The organism is Polynucleobacter sp. AM-26B4, from assembly GCF_018882285.1.
Taxonomy (GTDB): Bacteria; Pseudomonadota; Gammaproteobacteria; order Burkholderiales; family Burkholderiaceae; genus Polynucleobacter.
Genome location: NZ_JACVOT010000001.1, coordinates 508915 through 526673 on the forward strand (window position 1 = coordinate 508915; position 17759 = coordinate 526673).

A 17759-nucleotide genomic window follows, 5' to 3' on the forward strand; every position below is an offset into this window, starting at 1 on the left:
CTGCAGCTTTCACTGCAGCTTTAACCACAACTTATTTTTTAAAACCGCCCAATAGAGCAGCTCTTGGCTTGCCGCCAGGCTGAATAGATGGCTTGCTAGCTACCTGAGAGGTAGTTTGAGTTGTTGCCTGCGCACTTGGTTCAGCTTGACCAGGTGTGGATTGTTTTTCGTCTTTTGCAGCGGATGCTTGATAAGGCATATAAAAGAATGGATCTCCAGCTGGACCATTAGCAGGATCCGGTACTGGCAATCGCAAAAGCTTGCGGTTCATTAACTTTTCAATATCAGCCAACAGTCTTTCTTCAGAAGCATCGACCAATGCAATTGCATCACCCTGCGCACCTGCGCGACCAGTACGACCGATGCGATGCACATAATCCTCAGCATTAAATGGCAACTCATGATTGATCACGCAAGGCATGTCTGCAATATCAAGGCCTCGCGCTGCCACATCAGTTGCAACCAATACATCCATCGTGCCTTTTTTGAAAGACTCCAAGATTTGCATGCGTTCAATCTGACTCTTGTCTCCATGAATCGCACCAGCTTTGATACCGCTGCGCTCAAGAGCACTGGCCAGTTTGCCGCAACCAATGCGGCTATTGGTGAACACGATGGCTTGACGAGTCAACCCTTGCTGAATACGGGCTTTTAAAACTTTGATGACCGCATCTTTCTTTTGCTCAGATGGCACCATGTGTATCACTTGGCGAACCGTATCTGCAGCAGCATTTTGTCTTGCGACCTCAATGGTCACTGGATCACGCAAATAGCTTTGCGCTAATTTTTTAATCTCCGGTGAAAAAGTGGCCGAGAACAAAAGTGTCTGACGTTTCGCAGGGATCAAGCCAATGATGCGTTGAAGATCTGGCAAGAAGCCCATGTCCAACATGCGGTCTGCTTCATCCAAAATCAAAAATTGCACTTGAGATAGATTCGCAGTTTTTTGACCAATGTGATCTAGCAAGCGACCTGGTGTTGCAATCAATAGTTCAACACCAGAGCGCAATAAACTTGTTTGAGCCGACATATCAACACCACCAAACACCACGGCTGTTCTGATATCGGTGTACTTGGCGTATTTGAATGCGTTATCAGCCACCTGGTCTGCCAACTCACGGGTTGGGGTTAAAACCAAAGCACGTATTGGATGTCTAGCAGGAGACGCACTGCTACTGGCCATTGGCAAAATGTTTTGCAAAATCGGCAAAACAAAGGCGGCAGTTTTGCCTGTGCCAGTTTGCGCAGCACCCATCACATCTTGACCCTTCAAGACATGCGGCATCGCTTGCGCTTGAATTGGTGTAGGCGTTGTATAGCCCTGCTCTAAAACAGCGCGCAGGATTGGTTCGGAAAATCCGAAATCGGTAAAACTTGGGGGGGTATTGGTTTGTTCTGTACTCACAGGGCTCTATTATGAGGCCTGTGAGTATTTAGCACTGATTTATTGCTTAACTGCTTGTCGACCGCTTCTTAAAGAGCTGCGATACCAGCCTTGGCGATTTCAGCGTCTTCGTTTGACTTAACCCCTGAAACACCAACAGCACCGATGGTTTGACCATCGACCACGATGTTCACACCACCCTCAAGCGTTCCCTGAAGAACTGCTGTGGCATTTAAAAATGAGTAACGACCACCATTGATCACGTCTTCATAGATTTTGCTCTCACGACGTCCTAAAGCTGATGCACGGCCTTTTTCTTGAGCAATATAAGCGGATACTGGTGGGCAATTGTCACGGCGCGTGAAGCCCAATAAATGACCGCCATCATCTACCACTGCGATTGATACTGCCCAATTATTTTTCTCAGCATGAGCATTGGCTGCGGCCAATATTTTTTGTACATCTGATTGATTTAAATAAGCTTTTTGACTTGGCATGGTGCTCTCCTATGAAGATTTATGTTTTTTAAGACTTTGTACGATACCTTAAATTGGTCTTTTCGTCCGCCAATTGCTATCGCATTTAGCCAAGAAGCCATTAAGAACAGTAACCAAGCACCCTCTATTAATCTCAATGAATAGTTAATATTAATATATAATGTAAATAATTAATTAATAAATTGGTGAACTTGATGGACGCAAAAGAAAAACTATCCATGAGCGAAGGCATGCAGTTTGATATTGCTGCGATGAGAGATAACGCAGACAAAGCTTGTCGCATGATGAAAACACTGGCTAATCGTGACCGCTTGATGTTGTTATGCCAATTAAGCCAAGGTGAAAAGCGCGTTGGAGAATTAGAAGAAGTCACCAATATTCAACAGCCCACTTTGTCACAACAGTTGGCCGTGCTTCGTGAAGAAGGCGTTGTATCAACACGTCGTGATGGTAAACATATTTATTACAAGATTTCGAGCCCCATCGCGATGTCCGTGATGGAATTGTTGTACGCCAGCTACTGTGGCAAATAAGGAGAAGTCTATGCAATGCAACGTCGGCGGAATTGACCGCACTTTACGTATCGTGATTGGCGCACTCTTAGTTGTTTTGGCAATTATTGGTGTGATTGGTAACTGGGGCTGGATTGGTTTATTGCCAATCGCAACGGGTGTGTTTCGTTTTTGCCCGGCCTACCCATTGCTAGGTATTAAAACTTGTAAAAAAGATTGATTTTGATTAATTGCTTTATAGCTAAATACGGTTGGTGATCAACCTAAAAAGTTCATCACCAATCCGAACAACACCAAACTAAATGTTCCCACCAGCAATGCTGGAATCATGCGCTCACCTGGCTTTGAATACATGATGATGAGCGCCACAATGCTCACTGCCAAACGAATATAAATTGGCACCGTACCAAGCAAACCAACCGGTAACAAAATAATTCGGACAGTCAATGCTGCCACCATCGCATAAGTGACTGCTGACAACCATTTAAATAATTCACTGTCTTGGCTTATTTTCCCAGAGAGGTAAACGCCCAAGCCTCGCCAAAAATAAGTTCCGACACAAGCCGCAATCAAAGCAGCCCACATACCAGCATCGTTGAACATGGTGCTTAGTTCTGATGACTCAAGCATGTTGTCTATTCCTAAAATGTTTATCAATCATGTAGGCAATCGTGCCGCCCATAATTCCAGCGATCAATAAGGAGTAATCAGGAAACCAAAGATATGAGAGCAAACCAATCGGTGCACCCAACAAGATAGCGATACGATTTGCTCGTGGCTTTACTTCAGTGAAAGTTAATAAGAAAAAGAGTGGATTGATAAACACCAAACCCAAATTGATATAGCTTGGCACTTGTCCTGCCACCATGTAACCTAAGACCGTTGCTGGCGTTGATACGGCCCAACATACAAAAGCAAATCCGGTGAAGTAAGAAAGACGATCTTCAGGTTTCATTTTTGGAAAATCTCTCATGGACACAGCCCATGCCGTCATCGCCACAAAATGAACCACCAAGTAATAAAAAGAACTGCGCTGCTTTTCAGGGAATTGTGGAAAGAGCGTTAAACACATCGTAAAGAATCTCGTGGCCGTGAGTGTCACAGCAATCGCAATCGTGACACCCGAGGCACTCAAGACGAGCAACTCGACGAGTACCACCTGACCAGGGAGTGCGAACATAAAAAAGCTGGTGGCGCTGGTTAGCCAAATATCTAGACCATTGGCCTGCCCCATCGCGCCAAAACCCAACATCCCCGCAAACAAAATAGCAGCAGGGGCACCAAATGCGTCTTTGGCGCCCTTAAAAACGATGTCTCTATTCAAACTCATGGGATGCAGTTTATTGGTTTTTTAATTTTTGGTTATTTGATCTATTTAGATACTTTACTTGCCTGCATCAAAGCCCACTCAATGTGCTCTTTCAGCATGTCACTGGCATTGGGTAACACTTGCTTTAAACCACCAATGATTTTTTCTCTGGCACCACTATCAAGAGTCTCTGACCTGAGGGCATTTCCCATGCCCACGGCAAGATTTCGTCGCCAAGCTTCATACCCAATTCTGCGGATCGGACTGCCTTCGTGCTTTGACAAAAAGTCCTCTTCTGACCATGACCATAAATTCAATAAATCAGCATGCTCTAAACCATGCCTTGGTAAAAAATCAGGTACTGAACTTAGTTGAGCAAATTTATTCCAAGGACAAACCAACTGACAATCATCGCAACCGTAAACCCGGTTACCCATAAGCGGCCTTAGCTCTTCAGGAATAAACCCTTGATGCTCAATCGTCAAATATGAAATACAACGACGCGCATCTAATTGGTAAGGGGCTGTGATGGCTTGTGTCGGACAGATATTAATACAAGCAGAACATTCACCGCAATGACTGGTGATAGGTTCATCAACAGGGAATGGCACATCCACGAGGATTTCACCCAAGAAAAACATCGACCCGGCTTCACGATTGAGTAACAAAGTGTGTTTACCTCGCCAACCCAAACCCGACTTATTCGCCAACTCAACTTCCATGACTGGGCCTGAATCAACAAATACCCGATAACCAAAAGAGCCTATCTTTTTCTCAATCACATCAGCCAGAGATTGCAAGCGCTGGCGCAGAACCTTGTGATAGTCACGACCTCGGGCATACATGGCCACCACCGCCTGGGAAGGCTCATCCCATCGGGCGATTTCTTTATTGCGCCAATCAACTGCTTGGCGCATTTCAGAGGTATCAGGTAGGTAATCCATCCGAACCGTTAAAATCCGAACCGTGCCTGGCTGCAATTCTTGAGGATTGAGTCGCAAATGAGCGCGCTCCCTCATATAATTCATGTCACCGTGACGTCCAGCATCCAACCACTCTTTCAATCTTGGTCCTGCCACACTCAAATCTGTGTCAGAAACTCTGATATCGCCAAATCCCAAGTCGATGGCCTCGCGCCTCAACCAAGAAATATCTTGGATGAAATCATCTTTGGCTGCTTGGGTTTGAGTCACAATTTTTGCTCCATGATGAGATTGTAGGGCCCAATGACAAAAGATACTCATCTGATGATTCCGTCCAGAACTCTTTCTTCTGAGCAAAACACGGAGGCGTTTGCTTTAAAACTTGCCCAAGAGATTCAACATCTTTTCCAAGCTAAAAGTAATCATTTGGGTAAAGCTCTTCATTTTTCTTTGGTGGGTGATCTGGGTGTTGGTAAAACCACACTGACAAGACACATTCTTCGCTCATTGGGTCACATGGGCAAAGTCAAAAGCCCTACCTATGGTTTGTGCGAGCCCTACCAAGTGAACCTCAATTTAAAAAACAAACCAAATGAAATAGCGCAAACAATCCTGCCCTTTCATCATTTTGATTTGTACCGCATGAGTTATGCCAAAGAATGGATAGATGCTGGCTTTAGAGATGTCTTCAGCGAAGCTGGTATTTGCATGGTTGAGTGGCCAGAAAAAGCTGAAGGTACTTTGCCTTTGGCTGACTGGATCATCACTTTATCGACCAATGATGATGAAACCAGATCACTCATGATCACGAGTCAAACAGCTATTGGCGACGAACTGGCCAAAGGATTTCAAGTAACATGAAATTCATTGGTGGCAATCGAGCAAATAGATTCAAGCGACGCGAGCTTCTAAAAAGAATTGCTCAAACCAGCGCACTCATTTTTTTAGGCCCTAGTCAAATTGCTTGGGGTGCAAAATTAATGGCGGTCCGCATCTGGCCGGCAGAAGACTACACGCGCGTGACCTTAGAGTCGGACCAAGTACTCAAGGTAAACCATCAACTTCTGACCAATCCACATCGTCTGGTTGTAGACGTTGAGGGACTAGAACTCAACAACACCATCAAAGAATTGGTGGCAAAAGTTAATAGCAACGACCCGTACATCGCTCAAGTTCGTGTTGGTCAATTTCAGCCAAAAGTTGTGCGCTTGGTGTTCGATCTCAAAGAAAGTATTCAGCCTCAGCTGTTTACTTTAGATCCAGTTGGCAGCTATCAAAATCGCTTGGTGTTTGATCTATACCCAACAGTTGCAAATGATCCCTTGATGGAGCTGGTACGCCAGAGTGCAAAAAAAGAAGCTGCTTTGGATGCAGATGATCCCATTGGTGCAATTGCCAAAAGAGAATCTCAAAAAGCTGAAACTATCAAACCTAATCAATCTGATAGCAAGCCAGATAGCAAAGCAACTAAGCCAAGTCATCGCAGACTTTTGACCATTGCGATTGACCCTGGGCATGGCGGTGAAGATCCTGGCGCGATTGGTAAGAGGGGCTCTCGAGAAAAAGATATCGTCTTAGCCATCTCACGCAGATTGAAGCAAAAGATTGAAGCTGAGCCTGATATGCGCTCCTACTTAACGCGCGATGGCGATTACTTCGTCCCACTGCATGTGCGCGTCAATAAAGCGCGTCGTGTTCAAGCAGATTTGTTTGTATCGATTCATGCGGACGCGTTTGTCAAACCTCATGCACGCGGTGCTTCGGTATTTGCTCTTTCACAACAAGGAGCAACCAGCACTGCAGCCAGATGGTTGGCCAATAAAGAAAACAGTGCTGACTTGATTGGCGGCCTCAATATCAAAACTCAAGACAAGCAAGTCGCTCAATTACTGCTTGATATGTCAACAACCGCTCAAATCAAAGACAGCTTGAAGTTAGGTGATGCTGTTCTAAAACAAATTGGTGGCTTCGCAAAACTACATAAACCACAAGTTGAACAAGCTAGTTTTGCTGTACTTAAGGCACCCGATGTTCCATCAATTTTGATTGAAACTGCATTCATCAGCAATCCTGAAGAAGAGGCTCGCTTAAATGATCATGAATACCAAGAACAGATTGCCCAAGCCATTCTGAGAGGCATTCGAAGCTACTTTGCCAAGAACCCACCAGTGGCTAAAAGTAGACAAATCTAGCTCTAATTTAAAAAGTCCGCTATAATCTTTTTTTGGCAAGATTGGGTCGGTAGCTCAGTCGGTAGAGCAGCGGACTTTTAATCCGTTGGTCGCGAGTTCGAATCTCGCCCGACCCACCAGAATAAAACAGTAAATTCTAAAAACTGGCTATTTCTGCAATTTGACTGTTGGCTATCTAATGCTTCCTAAACATCTACGAAAAATGAGTTTATGGACACAAACAACGAGCATTTACTAAGGTTAGCTGAAGAAAATTATCTAAGGGGAAATTACCCCTTTGCGGAAGAAGTTTTAAAAAACCTAATTAAAGTAGATGGCCTAAACTCAAAAGCTAATGAGTTATTAGCTTACATCTATGGTAAAAAAGGTGACTTTGAGACATCACTACAACTTTTAAGAAACGCTACCAAGTCAAAAAATTGTTCGCCAGAATCTCTTTATTACCTTGGTTCATGCCTATTAAAAATTGAGAGCTTTGAAGAAGCCTTACAGGCATTTAAAGATTCGCTTGAAAAGGCCGGTGATTTTTTTGAAGGCTTGCACGACGCTGGAATTGCCTGCTCTCGCCTTGGAAAAACACAAGACGCCCTAAATTATTACAAGGCGGCATTTAATTGCAATAAAAATTCACCGGAGCTTTATTTCAATATTGCATTAATTTACGATCAACTTGAAAAATATGAAGACGCAATCAAAAATTATGATGAATCAATCAAACTTGATTCATCTAATTATCAAGCTTGGCTAAACAAAGGCGTAAGCCTAAAAGAAATTGGTAAATATGATGAAGCACTCCTACACTTCGACCATGCAATAAATCTTCAGCCAGAATACTTCAAAGCTTGGGGAAATAAAGGTGCCGCTCTTAACGAGATGAAAAGGCATGGCGAAGCTCTTGAATGCTACGAAGAAGCATTAAGAATAAATTCTGATTATGTTGAAGCTTGGTCAAATAAGGGCCTCACACTAAATAACCTCAGACAATTTGATACAGCAATCGAGTGTATTGAAAAAGCCATTACCCTAAATCCTCAATATGTTGAAGCGTGGCTAAATAAAGCCATAGTTTTGAATGACTTAAAGAGGTTTGAAGAAGCTATTCAATGTTGCAACGCGGCCATCAAAATAGATTCAACCCACCATGAAACTATCTACAATAAATCACTGATAAACCTATCAAATAAAAACTTTGATTCAGGGTTTAAAGATTATGAATCCAGATTCAAAAAGATTAATTTTTCATTTCCACTAGATTTGAATGAAGTCCCAGTTTGGAATGGGCTAAAAAAGAATAGCCAAATACTGGTAGTAGGTGAGCAGGGATTGGGTGATGAAATTTTTTATAGTCGGTTTTTAAACAATCACGCTACAGACAATCAAATAACCACATTAGTTGACAAGAGGCTTGTAAATATTTTTTCAAGATCTTTCCCAAAAGTAAAATTTCTCAGTAGAGGCTCTCATCTTGAGAAATCTTCATTTGACTATCAAATCCCCATGGGAAGCCTCGCGAAATTGACAATAAAAAATTTACTTGACGTCGAAAAATTAAGTGGTCAATTTTTAACTACAACTCCCCTTGCAACTAATAAATTCAATAATACCGCCCAATTCAAGTGCGGCATTTCATGGAAAAGTACAAACAAAGAAATTGGTAACGCAAAAAGCATTGATCTTATTGACCTCAAAGAGATTTTTAATAATTCTGAATCCGATTTTATTAATCTGCAGTATGGCAATGTTCAAGATGAGCTTGCTAAAGTTTCCAGCTTAAGTAGAAATCCTATACGTCAGATAAATGGCATTGACTTATTTAATGACATTGATGAACTATTATCAATCATCGAAAGCTGCAATATTATTATCACCACCTGTAACATAACTGCTCATCTTGCTGGATCTATTGGAAAAAAAACATTACTTATTGCACCTTACTCTCGAGGAAGAATTTGGTATTGGCACTACGATAAAATCAACGTCTGGTACCCCAGCATTAAGCAATTTTTTCAAGATAGTGACTTCACGTGGAATAATGCAATTAGAGAAATAACTAAAGAACTGGAGCAAGAAATTGCTAGAAAAAATTAATTTAGTTGTTGGCTTTGACCAAAGAGAGGCAATTGCATACCATGTGTTTTGTCAGAGTGTTATCGAACACTCAACAATGCCAGTTCAAATTATGCCCTTGGCACTTAATTTAATGACCAGCTATGCTGAATCTCATAAAGATGGAAGCAACACCTTTATTTACTCTAGATTCTTAACTCCATACCTTATGAACTTTAAAGGGTGGGCAATATTTGCAGATGGCGACATGATATGCAAAGAGGATTTAGCATGCCTTTGGAAGCTCAGGGATCCCAATAAGGCTGTTCAGGTTATCAAACATGACTATAAAACCAAAGCCACAACCAAATATCTTGGCAATAAAAATGAAAATTACCCAAGAAAAAATTGGTCTAGCGTCATATTATGGAATTGCGAACATCCCAAGCATCAAGTTTTGACTCCAAAATTTGTCCAAAATCAGTCAGGTTCATTCCTTCATAGATTTTCATGGCTCGCAGATAATGAGATTGGCGAACTAAGTATTGAATGGAATTGGCTTGCTATTGAGTATGAAGATAACCCTAAAGCCAAACTCATTCACTACACCCTAGGAACCCCCTGCTTTAAAGAATATGAGTCAACCAGCATGTCATCAGAGTGGTTTGAAACCTACAAAAAAGTATTAGAGGGAATGGGCACTTAGTTACCTGATCGAGAGGTTAAATTTGCCCATCAAAAAATATAAGTTTCTCTTCATTATGACGCTGGAATTAGTTGTTTATGCTACACATATTTACGAGACCTCTTACCCCAGATTCAAGGCCCCAACTATATTCTCTTAAATAAAACTTTACTCATAAAAAGTGGAATAGCGTTTTTTAACGAACCTCAAAAGGCATGGACCCAATAAAGAAGAAATGCCGTGCCGATACTTGGCAAAGAACCAATAACTCGGCTTTAGGATGGGCATCATCCATGCTCTCGTAAAAATCCAAGCCAATGTTTTCAAATCAGCCCTGCGATAAGCTTCGCCAAAAACAGCAACACCATTGATGGGTGCTTCTCCCTCTACTTGGCCGTACATCTTGGCCAAAGCATCTTTGCACGATACTCCCACCGCTTGGGGATCATAGTTCGCAGAATTGATATCCACAAAACTCAACAAACCAGCTTGATTGCGTGACTTTAAAAAAGTGATTTCCGCCAAACACAAAGGGCAAGCACCATCATAAAAAAGCGTGAATGGCTTCAGTGAATTGATGGGCAAGTTAGTAGATGAGTGATGGGATGAGCTCATGTGAATCAGTGTAATCTTTATTAAGAGCCTTCGCTTTTAGCGGCTTTTAGGGGTTTTTAGTGAATTTAGTGCGCAACCACGCAAATAAAATAAAACCAATACACTGGTGACATTGTTAATACATTGATTGAATTTCATGACACAGAAGCAAGCTCACAATCACGCATCCCAAGAGATCACTCTCAATGTGTTTGGTGAACCCATCGTTCCCTGCTCATTTGATCCACTCACAGGATTTTTTAGAGATGGCTGTTGCAAAACAGATGCTCAAGATAAAGGCAGTCATTTAGTTTGCGCAGTTGTTACCGATGAGTTTTTGCAATTCAGTCTTCAAAGAGGCAATGATTTGATCACCCCTCGGCCAGAATGGGCATTCCCTGGTCTCGTGTCAGGTGATCAATGGTGCTTGTGTTTGAATCGCTGGAGAGAAGCTCTTAAAGCCAACTGCGCACCCCTCATACAACTAGAAAGCACGCACATCAATGCCCTTGAATACGTTGACCTTGAAACTCTCAAGCAATATGCAGTGAAAGATGCATTGATTTAATCAAGTTTTTCAATAAAAGAAGCCTCCAAAAGAATCAGCCGCATCAAAATCAAATCTTTTGATTAGATTGAATAAATATGGCTTAATATTGAATAGTAGAAATATTAATAAAGTAACTAAAGGAGATTCAATGAAAGTTCTTGTATCGATTGACGGCTCAAAGCACAGCATCAAAGCAATTGATTATTTGATTCAAAATGCATCAATGTTTTCAGGCAAAGGATCTGGTTTGATCGTTTTGCACGTTGAACCAAACGTCATCCCACCTGAAGTTACTCAATATATTTCCAAAAAAAATATCGCTGATTGGTACGCCGATCAGAGCAAAGCCGCCATCAAAGCAGCAACAGCTAAATTAGACAAGGCAAAAGTACCTTATAAATTAGTTCAAAAAATTGGTCACGTTGCTGACACCATCCTCGCTGAAACTAAAACAGCCAAAGCAGAAATGATTGTGATGGGTTCTCATGGCCGCAGCTCTTTGATGAGTCTTGTGATGGGCTCAGTGACATCTCAAGTATTGGCTCAATCTAAGCAACCAGTTTTGATCATTAAATAATTAAAATCAAAACAGCTGAACCAAAGCTCGTAAACAAAAAGCCACTTAGTCAACTAAGTGGCTTTTTTAATGCATTGTTAATTCTTTGTTACTTCTTTGTCACTACTTTGTTATTTCCTCTTACCCAAACGACCCTCAGTGCCATTCAGTAAATTTGCAATGTTTGAGCGATGACGCCAAATCAATAAAGTACTCATCAACAAAATAGCCATGGCCATTGGCTGGATGCCGAATAAGAAAACAAAATAAACTGGGGCAAACAAAGCAGAGATCAAAGCTGCCAAAGATGAGTATCTTAAGAAAACTGCTACGATCAACCAAGTTGATAGAGTTGTGAGTCCCAACACCCAATTAATGGCCAGAAGAATACCCAAGGCTGTCGCAACACCCTTGCCACCTTTGAAACCATGAAACACTGGGAATAGATGGCCTATAAATGCTGTCACGGCCACTGCTGGTAAGACCCAAGAATCAATATCCACCCCCACCAAAGCTCTGGCAAGAACGACAGCAATATATCCTTTGGCGGCATCACCCAAAAGAGTTAGCACAGCCGCAGCCTTGCTACCTGTTCTCAATACATTGGTGGCCCCTGGATTACCAGAGCCATAACTGTGCGGATCAGGCAAGCCCATGAGCTTGCTAACAACTACTGCAAAAGAAATAGAACCGATCAAATACGCCATTAAAACCACTAAACCACTGAACATGAATTGGTTCATATGCTTGCCCTTGGATGATGCTGTTGATGAATACTTTTTAAACGTTCACGTGCCACGTGAGTGTATATCTGAGTCGTTGAAATATCTGCATGACCTAATAATAATTGCACCACCCTCAAATCAGCACCATGGTTCAGTAAATGAGTGGCAAAGGCATGACGTAGCGTATGAGGGGATAAAGGCACATTGACATTAGCAATCGTGGCATAGCGCTTGATGATGTGCCAAAAAGCTTGGCGAGTCATGCCGTCACCCGTATGACGAGCCAAAAACAAATACTGACTTGAAGAGTTTTGTTTTGATGCGCTGAGAAGCTGTGGTCTTGATTCATCAAGATAGCGCTTTAACCATGTGGCAGCTTCCATCCCAAAAGGCACCAATCTCTCTTTACCACCCTTGCCGCTGACGACGCGCACAACACCTTCATTCAAACCAACTTCAATGGTTTTCAAAGAAACTATTTCGGAAACACGCAAACCACTGGCATACATCAACTCGAGCATGGTTCTGTCGCGAACCCCCAAGGCTGTATTTAAATCAGGTGCGGCCAATAAAGATTCGACCTGAGACTCACTGAGTGTTTTCGGAAAACGTGGCGCTTGTTTTGCTGCTCTTAAATTAAGACAGGGATCTGCCTTGATTAAATTCTTGCGAATACCTAAACGATAAAAACGTCTTAAGACAGTCAAACGACGATTGGCCGTGGTTGCTTTGTCAGATCGTCTATGAGCAATGTAGGCCATCACATCAGCCGGGTTGGCATCGTAAATAAACTTTTGGCGATCAGCATCCAGCCACTTGGAAAAAATATTTAAATCTTGTCGGTAAGCGCTCAATGTATTTTTAGATAAACCATCTTCAAGCCAACAAGCATCACAAAAGATATCAACAGCTTCCATGCTTCTGATCAAGACTTTACTCATGGGGGCATCATCCTGAAATTGCTCTCCAATATCAGTTTTTCTGCCAGAAGTTGTTTTTTTGACTACCATTGAGCTTTTATTCTAAAAGAGACACTGTGAATCCTGCATTTTTACTGCTTCCAGACTTCCTGCTCATTTTGCTGGGTTTCTTGCTGGTGCGCTACACAGTTTTAGACAAAACAGTCTGGGAGAGTGTTGAAAAGCTGGTTTATTACGTGCTTTTCCCTGCCCTTTTATTCCACTCCATCAATCAAACCTATTTTGATTGGGGCGGTACCAGCAATATGTTGTTGGTTGCTGCTGTGGCTTTTTTCAGCGCCATGGGTCTTAGCTTTGCAGCTAAATGGATTTTCAAACCATCTTCTATGAGTTGGTCATCAGGTTTTCAAACAGCGTTTCGTTTTAATTCTTACATCGCCTTTGCTGCGGCTGGTCGCTTAGCCGGTGAAGAAGGTGTGGCATTGATGGCGATCACCACTGGATGCTTTGTACCAGTCGCGAATGGTTTTGCCGTTTGGGCCTTGGCGAAAAATTCCGAATCTCACATTTTCAAAGAGCTCTTAAAGAACCCTTTGATCATCGCAACCACTTTAGGATTGATCAGCAACGTTCTAGGCTTAAAACTACCAGAACCCATCGCTCTTAGCATGTCACGCTTAGGAGCGGCATCGATTGGCTTGGGCCTACTCACCGTTGGATCTGGCTTGATGTGGATCCAGAGCAAAAAAGATGGTGCTCTGATTGCTTATTGGAGCGCGATTAAATTATTGGCTATGCCAGCTGTGGCACTTATTCTGGGTCGTTATATGGGCTTGTCTCAAGCGCAATTGAACAGTGTAGTGCTATTTGCCGCTATGCCAACTGCGACAACAGCTTATGTTTTAGCCAACCGCATGGGTGGTGATGGAGCTTTAGTGGCAGTGTGCATTTCAATCATGACGATTGCTGCTGCAGTCACACTACCGCTGTGGCTACTACTGCTTTAATCATCAAAATCTTTTTCTGATCAACAGATTTTTCAATCTAGCACTTAGTAACAAGATCTTAGATCTTAGATCTTAGATCATTGATAAATGATCGGCTCAATCGTTAAAGAAACACCAAATGTTTCTTTAACTTTTTGTTTGATCGCATCAGCCAAGCCAAGCAATTCAAGTCCTGTGCCAGCGCCATGATTGACTAAGACCAAAGCTTGCTTTTCATACACACCCACATGGCCCTGACGCTGACCTTTGAAGCCGCACTGATCAATCAACCAGCCCGCAGCTAATTTCCAATCACCTTCAAGATTACTTGCATCAGTTGGGTAGCTCACCATCAATGGGAATTGTTTCTTTAATTCAAGATGCTGCTGATAACCCACAACAGGGTTATGGAAAAAACTACCTGCGTTACCAATCACTCGATGATCTGGCAACTTCGCTTGACGAATCGAGCAAACTTTTTCGAAGATATCTTTGGCGCAAACCTTTGCTTGATCTTGAAAAGCCTTGTTCAACTCTGCATAAGAAAGATTGGCCTTCCATTCTTTGGGAAGCGCAAAGCAAACTGAAACAACTACATAGCGTCCCGGCTGCTTTTTAAAAACACTGTTTCTGTATGAAAAATCACATTGCTCTTTAGATAGCTTGATGAACTTATTGCTCAAAGTATCAAACGCGCAAAGACTATCAAACACTTCGGCCAACTCCAAACCATAAGCGCCAATATTTTGAATCGGTGCTGCACCCACTGTTCCTGGAATCAGGGCTAGATTCTCAAGCCCCTCATAGTTATTATCCAAAGACCAAGATACCAACTCATGCCAAGATTCACCAGCCATCGCTTCAATATAAAAATGCGTGGCAGTTTCTTTTAACAGTTGGCGCCCTTTGATTTCCATCAAACCGGTATAGCCAGCCAAATCTTTGGCGAGCACCAAATTACTGCCACCCCCAAAGATTTGCCAAGGGACATTGTCTTTTTGAGCTTTTTGAATCAATTCAGGCACATCCACAACTTCGGTCAAATGCACCAAATATTGGGCAGACACATCAAAACCAAAGGTGTTGTGTTCGCGTAATGTGGCATTTAATTCAATCTTCATGCCACAATCTTAACTGTGATTAACTTTTCAATTGATTTTTAGGTGACCCATGCCCTCATTTGACGTTGTATGTGAACCAGACATGATTGAAGTAAAAAATGCTCTGGAACAAGCCAATAAAGAAATTTCTACGCGTTTTGACTTCAAAGGCTCTGATGCCAGAATTGAACACAAAGGTGAAGAACTCACTCTTTTTGGTGACGATGACTTTAAGTTACGACAAGTGCGTGATGTGCTGTTGGCCAAATTAGCCAAGCGCAATGTTGATGTGCGCTTTCTAAAAGACGGCAAGCTTGAAAAGATTTCAGGCGACAAGCTCAAGCAAATTGTTGAAATTCAAAAAGGTATCAGCACGGAACTTGCCAAGAAGATTGTCCGTATCATCAAAGACAGCAAGATCAAAGTCCAAGCGAGTATTCAAGGTGATGCTGTGCGTGTCACAGGCGCTAAGAGAGATGATCTTCAGACAACCATGGCGATGCTTCGCAAGGATGTGGAGGAAGCTCCACTGAACTTTAATAACTTTAGAGACTAATTTAGAAAAAATTCAGCAATAAAAAACCTCTTGGTCTATTCAACCAAGAGGTTTTTTGCTTAATGTTCTTTAGTGCTTAAAACTTAAGATTTAAACCTTAAGCAAAGTTCTTTGCTACGAAGTCCCAGTTAACCAAGTTCCAGAATGCCTCAACATATTTTGGACGGGCATTGCGGTAGTCAACGTAGTAAGCGTGCTCCCAAACGTCACAAGTCAACAAAGGCTTGGCATCTGTTGTCAAAGGTGTTGCAGCATTGCTGGTTGAAACCAAATCAAGAGTACCGTCTGACTTCTTTACCAACCAAGCCCAGCCTGAACCAAATGTGCCAACCGCACACTTTGTGAACTCTTCTTTGAATTTATCAAAAGAACCAAACTTTGCATTGATGGCATCAGCCAATGCGCCTGTTGGAGCACCGCCACCGTTTGGCTTCAAACCCATCCAGTAAAAAGTATGGTTCCACACTTGAGCGGAGTTATTGAACACACCACCTGAAGATTTTTTAACGATGTCTTCTAAGCTCATTGATTCAAATTCTGTGCCCTTGATCAAGTTATTCAAGTTGGTGGCATAGGTTTGATGATGCTTACCGTAATGGAATTCCAAAGTTTCTTTAGAAATGTGTGGTGCTAATGCATCTAGTGCATAAGGTAACTGCGGTAATGTATGTTCCATAAAATCTCCTGTTGATCTTTGAGTGTTGTGACTGAACTAAAACGCTATTCTATTCTTTTGAAATTATCTTTGCCGAAAGGCTCACTTTTGATATTTCAATCTGAGCACTGCCCAAGGCCAAATGAACATCCACTTGATCGCCTTGATCGATGCTTTTAGGATCCCGCAAAGCTTGACCTTGCTTATTCAAAAGAACTGCATACCCACGATCCAAGGTTCTTTGTGGGCTTAAAAGTTCCAAATGACTGGCCCAACTGCGGTGTTTTTCTGAATAAGTATTGATCCTGACTTGCCAGGATTGATCTAAACGCATTGTCAATTGTTCAATCTTTTCTTTCATCCGATCAGCATTGGGCAAGGCATGAGAAAGTCTCAATGACAGTTGATCTAAACGTTGTGCTTCCTTATCAATTCTTTGACTGACCCGTGTCGACATTTTTTGACTAAGCGCACTCAAGTCTTGCAACAAAGCTTGTCGATCAGGAGTGACTAACTCTGCGGCACCAGTTGGTGTAGGGGCACGCAAATCAGCCACAAAATCTGCGATGGTGAAATCTGTCTCATGCCCGACCCCAGAAACTAAAGGAACAGGCGATTGCGCAATCACTCGGGCCAAGCCCTCATCATTGAACGCCCATAAATCTTCAATACTGCCACCACCTCTGACCAAGAGGATGACATCAATTTCATCCGCCTTAGCAACCGCATAAGCGGCCTCCAGGGCTTTGATCAGAGCTGGGGGTGCATCAACCCCTTGGACCAAGCTTGGAAAGATTGTGACGGGGATGTGAGGCGCCCTTCGAGCCAAGGTACTGAGTACATCTTTCAGAGCGGCTGCTTGCGGTGATGTGATCACTGCAATGCGTCTAGGGTGCTTGGGCAGTGAACGCTTGGCATCCTCATCAAACAGACCCTCTTTACTCAACTTATCTTTGAGCTTCAAGAAGGCCTCATACAAACCACCCTGACCGGCTCGACGCATCATCCCAACGTTTAATTGAATGTCTCCGCGTGGAACGTACATAGAAATGTTAGCGGCCACTTCAACTAAATCCCCTTCTTTGGGTAAAAAACCAACTTGACCATTCCTGCCGCGGAACATGACGCAACGAATTTGACCTTCGGCATCCTTTAAAGAGAAATACCAATGTCCGCTGTCATAAGCCTTGAAGTTAGAAATCTCCCCTCGAACCCAGACGCTACCGATACCCTCTTCCAAAACACTGGCAATCGCGCGGTTCAGATCTCCAACACCGATAATTTCTTTTGATATTTCTGTCATTTGTCCATGTCAAATTAGTAACTATATGGCTTCGCGGTTAATAACTATCCACAGGGCCAATTAAAAACTAGGGTGCCTTCCCATAATTCCGATCAGAATCAATCATCATCATGCAACTTATTGATTTTAATATAAATATTCAATTTATAAATTTTGAAAATTTAAGCTCACAACCAAGAATCAAGGGCTTAGCACGCATCTTAAAGAAAGTTTTTCACATAGTTATCCACAAGCTTGATGCTTTTTCCCACAGACCTTTGAGCCCC

At 42.4% G+C, this 17759-nt stretch carries 21 protein-coding genes and 1 tRNA gene; 11 read left to right on the forward strand and 11 right to left on the reverse strand.

Translation table 11 applies throughout. The features are described 5' to 3' along the window. Positions 1-31: 31 nt before the first annotated feature. Both ICE88_RS02490 and ICE88_RS02495 read right to left on the reverse strand, forming a co-directional pair. A complete protein-coding gene (locus ICE88_RS02490) occupies positions 32-1405 on the reverse strand; it encodes a DEAD/DEAH box helicase (protein WP_370624419.1) in 1374 nt (457 codons plus the stop codon). A gap of 68 nt (positions 1406-1473) precedes the next feature. Then, positions 1474-1881, reverse strand: coding sequence for a heme-binding protein (locus tag ICE88_RS02495; protein ID WP_216249020.1), 408 nt, complete (start codon positions 1879-1881; stop codon positions 1474-1476). 194 nt (positions 1882-2075) lie between these two features. Between ICE88_RS02495 and ICE88_RS02500 the strand changes: the two genes are divergently transcribed. Next, positions 2076-2414, forward strand: a complete 339-nt coding sequence (locus ICE88_RS02500; protein ID WP_255535297.1) for a helix-turn-helix transcriptional regulator — start codon at positions 2076-2078, stop codon at positions 2412-2414. A gap of 10 nt (positions 2415-2424) precedes the next feature. Then, positions 2425-2613: a DUF2892 domain-containing protein gene (locus ICE88_RS02505; RefSeq protein ID WP_215291014.1), complete on the forward strand. Its 189-nt coding sequence runs from the start codon at positions 2425-2427 to the stop codon at positions 2611-2613. Positions 2614-2651: 38 nt separating this feature from the next. On the opposite strand, the gene ICE88_RS02510 is transcribed toward ICE88_RS02505, so the two are convergent. Genes ICE88_RS02510 through queG form a run of 3 tightly spaced genes read right to left on the reverse strand, consistent with a single transcriptional unit; the run spans position 2652 to position 4946 of the window. Then, complete coding sequence (locus ICE88_RS02510; RefSeq protein ID WP_255535174.1) at positions 2652-3023, reverse strand: AzlD domain-containing protein; 372 nt, start codon at positions 3021-3023, stop codon at positions 2652-2654. Next, entirely contained in the window at positions 3016-3723 is a 708-nt protein-coding gene (locus ICE88_RS02515) for an AzlC family ABC transporter permease (protein ID WP_216249022.1), read from the reverse strand. The genes ICE88_RS02510 and ICE88_RS02515 overlap by 8 nt, the downstream gene beginning before the upstream one ends. Positions 3724-3764: 41 nt before the next feature. Continuing rightward, a complete protein-coding gene (queG, locus tag ICE88_RS02520; RefSeq protein WP_216249024.1) occupies positions 3765-4946 on the reverse strand; it encodes a tRNA epoxyqueuosine(34) reductase QueG in 1182 nt (393 codons plus the stop codon). On the opposite strand from queG, the gene tsaE reads away from it, so the two are divergent. From tsaE to ICE88_RS02545, 5 genes are all read left to right on the forward strand, one after another. Further along, positions 4929-5486 carry a tRNA (adenosine(37)-N6)-threonylcarbamoyltransferase complex ATPase subunit type 1 TsaE gene (gene tsaE, locus ICE88_RS02525; protein WP_255535175.1) on the forward strand — a complete coding sequence of 186 codons (558 nt, stop codon included), beginning with the start codon at positions 4929-4931 and terminating at the stop codon, positions 5484-5486. The genes queG and tsaE overlap by 18 nt on opposite strands. After that, a complete protein-coding gene (locus ICE88_RS02530; protein ID WP_216249026.1) occupies positions 5483-6817 on the forward strand; it encodes an N-acetylmuramoyl-L-alanine amidase in 1335 nt (444 codons plus the stop codon). The genes tsaE and ICE88_RS02530 overlap by 4 nt, the downstream gene beginning before the upstream one ends. A 43-nt stretch (positions 6818-6860) precedes the next feature. Next, positions 6861-6936: transfer RNA gene (locus ICE88_RS02535), tRNA-Lys, on the forward strand. Positions 6937-7027: 91 nt separating this feature from the next. After that, positions 7028-8905, forward strand: coding sequence for a tetratricopeptide repeat protein (locus tag ICE88_RS02540; RefSeq protein ID WP_216249028.1), 1878 nt, complete (start codon positions 7028-7030; stop codon positions 8903-8905). Next, a complete protein-coding gene (locus ICE88_RS02545) occupies positions 8889-9569 on the forward strand; it encodes a glycosyltransferase (RefSeq protein ID WP_216862201.1) in 681 nt (226 codons plus the stop codon). The genes ICE88_RS02540 and ICE88_RS02545 overlap by 17 nt, the downstream gene beginning before the upstream one ends. 147 nt (positions 9570-9716) lie before the next feature. On the opposite strand, the gene ICE88_RS02550 is transcribed toward ICE88_RS02545, so the two are convergent. Beyond that, on the reverse strand, positions 9717-10163 hold the full coding sequence (locus ICE88_RS02550) for a thiol-disulfide oxidoreductase DCC family protein (RefSeq protein WP_216249030.1): 447 nt from the start codon (positions 10161-10163) through the stop codon (positions 9717-9719). 136 nt (positions 10164-10299) lie between these two features. Between ICE88_RS02550 and ICE88_RS02555 the strand changes: the two genes are divergently transcribed. After that, entirely contained in the window at positions 10300-10710 is a 411-nt protein-coding gene (locus tag ICE88_RS02555; protein WP_216249032.1) for a DUF2237 family protein, read from the forward strand. A 130-nt stretch (positions 10711-10840) separates the two neighbouring features. Beyond that, positions 10841-11269 carry a universal stress protein gene (locus ICE88_RS02560; RefSeq protein WP_215290949.1) on the forward strand — a complete coding sequence of 143 codons (429 nt, stop codon included), beginning with the start codon at positions 10841-10843 and terminating at the stop codon, positions 11267-11269. A gap of 110 nt (positions 11270-11379) precedes the next feature. Here the strand turns inward: ICE88_RS02560 and plsY are convergent, their stop codons facing one another. Both plsY and xerD read right to left on the reverse strand, forming a co-directional pair. Further along, a complete protein-coding gene (gene plsY, locus ICE88_RS02565; protein ID WP_255535176.1) occupies positions 11380-11991 on the reverse strand; it encodes a glycerol-3-phosphate 1-O-acyltransferase PlsY in 612 nt (203 codons plus the stop codon). Then, positions 11988-12983: a site-specific tyrosine recombinase XerD gene (gene xerD, locus ICE88_RS02570; RefSeq protein WP_216249034.1), complete on the reverse strand. Its 996-nt coding sequence runs from the start codon at positions 12981-12983 to the stop codon at positions 11988-11990. Before xerD ends, plsY begins: the two co-directional genes overlap by 4 nt. A gap of 26 nt (positions 12984-13009) precedes the next feature. Here xerD and ICE88_RS02575 point away from each other — a divergent pair, with 26 nt between their 5' ends. Further along, positions 13010-13900: an AEC family transporter gene (locus ICE88_RS02575; RefSeq protein ID WP_216249036.1), complete on the forward strand. Its 891-nt coding sequence runs from the start codon at positions 13010-13012 to the stop codon at positions 13898-13900. A gap of 77 nt (positions 13901-13977) precedes the next feature. Here the strand turns inward: ICE88_RS02575 and murB are convergent, their stop codons facing one another. Continuing rightward, positions 13978-15000 carry a UDP-N-acetylmuramate dehydrogenase gene (gene murB / locus ICE88_RS02580; RefSeq protein ID WP_216249037.1) on the reverse strand — a complete coding sequence of 341 codons (1023 nt, stop codon included), beginning with the start codon at positions 14998-15000 and terminating at the stop codon, positions 13978-13980. 49 nt (positions 15001-15049) lie between these two features. Between murB and ICE88_RS02585 the strand changes: the two genes are divergently transcribed. Further along, positions 15050-15535, forward strand: a complete 486-nt coding sequence (locus ICE88_RS02585; protein WP_089515278.1) for a YajQ family cyclic di-GMP-binding protein — start codon at positions 15050-15052, stop codon at positions 15533-15535. Positions 15536-15632: 97 nt separating this feature from the next. On the opposite strand, the gene sodB is transcribed toward ICE88_RS02585, so the two are convergent. Together sodB and xseA are read right to left on the reverse strand one after the other, a co-directional pair. After that, positions 15633-16211: a superoxide dismutase [Fe] gene (sodB, locus tag ICE88_RS02590; RefSeq protein WP_089515277.1), complete on the reverse strand. Its 579-nt coding sequence runs from the start codon at positions 16209-16211 to the stop codon at positions 15633-15635. Positions 16212-16260: 49 nt separating this feature from the next. Next, positions 16261-17493: an exodeoxyribonuclease VII large subunit gene (xseA, locus tag ICE88_RS02595; protein WP_216249039.1), complete on the reverse strand. Its 1233-nt coding sequence runs from the start codon at positions 17491-17493 to the stop codon at positions 16261-16263. Between the last annotated feature and the right edge of the window lie 266 nt (positions 17494-17759).